The sequence below is a fragment of the Erythrobacter sp. QSSC1-22B genome (genome assembly GCF_001678665.1).
In the GTDB taxonomy this organism is placed as follows: domain Bacteria; phylum Pseudomonadota; class Alphaproteobacteria; order Sphingomonadales; family Sphingomonadaceae; genus Qipengyuania.
On record NZ_LZRP01000025.1, the window covers coordinates 1 to 2,621 of the forward strand.

The 2,621-nt window shown below is 51.9% G+C and carries 1 protein-coding gene; it reads right to left on the reverse strand.

From position 1 onward, the window contains the following. Positions 1 to 16: 16 nt before the first annotated feature. Entirely contained in the window at positions 17 to 2,569 is a 2,553-nt protein-coding gene (locus A9995_RS15635) for an AMP-binding protein (protein ID WP_067614723.1), read from the reverse strand. Between the last annotated feature and the right edge of the window lie 52 nt (positions 2,570 to 2,621).

Genomic DNA, 2,621 nt, shown 5'->3' on the forward strand with positions numbered 1-2,621 from the left:
TTAATAGGTCCTGAGCCTAGGGGTTAGTGAACCGAACACGGTAAACCTTTCGTCCGAGCCAACCTATGACAGCAAGGAAGAGGAATGCAGGAATAACCGCTGAGGCTATCGCAGCCAGCCCAAAACTTTCGACGATGCCGGCGACGGGCATTACGAGACCTTGTCCTATGAATATCGGGAATGCCAGCACGCCGCAAACGATAGCAAGGCGCATTGCTATGCCGACTCTACCTCGGCCTATTAGCATTACTGCTCCAGCGTAGAGTAAAAGCGCGAACCCGGAGAATGGCAAAACAGCCCATACCTGACCTGCGTTCGCGGGCCAGCCGCCTGGCAAGAGACAAAGGATCAGCCCGCCGGATCCACTGAGCACAACGCCCCATTTCGCCGCATTCGCCGCGGTTTGAGTTTCGCTCTGTGATTCTTGTAGCCACAACGCCGCTGCAAGACCTAATGCCGCAGCCCCCATCAGCCGGGGGTAGGAATAAGGAGCAACTAACATATGCCAAGCGAGGCTTGACCACCCGTCGAAGGCATTGGCCGACGATGACATGACAAATACCGTATGTACTGCGTAGGCCAAGAGCGCAATCATAAAACTACTGAAAACGGGGTCCTTTGCCTTTTTAACAAGCCTCAACCAGAACAGTGAAGTCGGTACCGCAAACGCATAAAACAGTAAGACAGTGTAAAAAAGCTTTTCTTGCCAGTGCGCTCCAAACTCTTCTCCAGTAACGTACATTCGGGCAGCCACCGCCAATGCGGTAACCGCAACGCCGAATGATAGCAAAGTAGTATTTCGTTTTAATCTTCTCCTAAGCTGGTCGCCTCTTTGTTCAAGCTGGTTGAAATAGAAGAGGCCTAAACCCATACCGAACACCATAGCAAATCCTGGTGTGCCGATCCGTAGCGGTGGTTCAGCGAAAGACCAAAGAGTCGCACCCACTTTGCCCATTCGCTCTATAAAAAAGGGACTCCAATGGGAAATAACAATAAGGATTGCAAAAAGGCCTCGCACAGCGTTAAGAGCGTCCATGCGGATGGCCGCGATAGACCTGCCTTCTTTATAGTCGTTGGTGCCATTATCTATGGCGAAGGCTATTTCAGCCAGAGATTTGCCGTCAAACATCTGTTGGATTGCACTGGAGGGGAGGCCGGCCTCTTCGCTTTTCAGCATTATGCCCACTGCTGACAGTGAGTCTCCACCTAAGTCGTGGAAGGTGTCCTCAGGTCGTACCTCATCAACGTCCAAAATATCTTGCCAGATTTCGGCAATTTTTGAGAAGTTGATTGATTCAGGTGCATTCTCGGTTAGCCCATGCTTTTTAATAGTTCCAATTTCTTCAGTACGCTTCGATTGCGCAAATTCTTCAAGCTGATTTCGAATAATTTTACCGGTCTCGGTCTTTGGGATTTTTGCTAATTCGATTATTTTTAGATCAGCGCGACGTAGCCCTGCTTGATTAGCTGCGCTCAACACCGCAGGCCGGATTTGATCGGAATGGTTGGCTTCATAAAATACACCGAGTTTCTGACCCCGAATATCGTCAGCCAGCGGTGAGGCTGCAATTCGTGCTTCATCGCCCAAAATTTCAAACAATAGGTGCTCGAAGTGCTCCGCTGAGACTTTTACCCCTCCGATGTTCGCAACATCGTCCATTCGCCCTTTGAAATAGACCATCCCTTCCCGAATCTCGCCTAGGTCCGAGGTCTGCAGCCATCCATCTGCATTTACTATAGAGTGCAGTCGACCTCCAGTTACGGTTCCAGAGGCCAAATGCGAACCCGCAATCATAATCCGGTGTTCGTTATCTGTTTGTACGCTCGCAGCCCCAGTCGGACGTCCGACTGATTCGAGCTCCTCATCGCTTGCTTGATCGATCCGAAGAAATGTCGTGCGCGAAGCTTCGGTTAGTCCGTAATGCTGTAGGATTGCTGCTTTAGGAAACATTTGCCGTATGCGGAGCTTTTCTGGGGCGCTCATGTGCTGGCTGCCGATCTCAAGCCAGCGGATGGCTCCCCCGGTATCGGCAATGAGATCAGGGTTCGCCAACAGTATACGAAGCATGGACGGGACTGCGGAAAACGAGTTGATCGTTTTTTCTCGCACCATCTTGGCAAGCTCGTCGGGGCGAAATTCTCCCGGTATATACGTAGCTCCGCCAACTGACGCGACGGTGCGGATGCGCCCGAGGCCAAAGCTGAAAGTGGTGGGCACTGCTACATATTCACGAATCGAGGAATCGATCTCTTGAGCTTCACGCAAGCGACGCACCGTGTCGCTTATCGCTCTTCTTGAGATGGCGATCGCCTTCGGCGGACCAGTCGTTCCTGAAGTACTCGAAATCTGTGCAAGCAACTCGCTATCGTCCGGACAAAACTCCTGCTCCCACCATCCCCTTGTGCCGCGGACGGGTAGATGCACGTGCGGGTCTAATCCGGCCCCGGTGGCTTCTCCAATAATGAGAACGTCCTTCGCCAACCAGGCTTGATCAGCTCGGTCTACGAAATCCACCCCGCTGATTTTTTCAACGGCGACCAACCTCTGCCCATCTATCTTGCTCGCCATAGATTCAACGATGCATCATTCCACGGCTGCAGCATAGTGCCTCAATGATCGT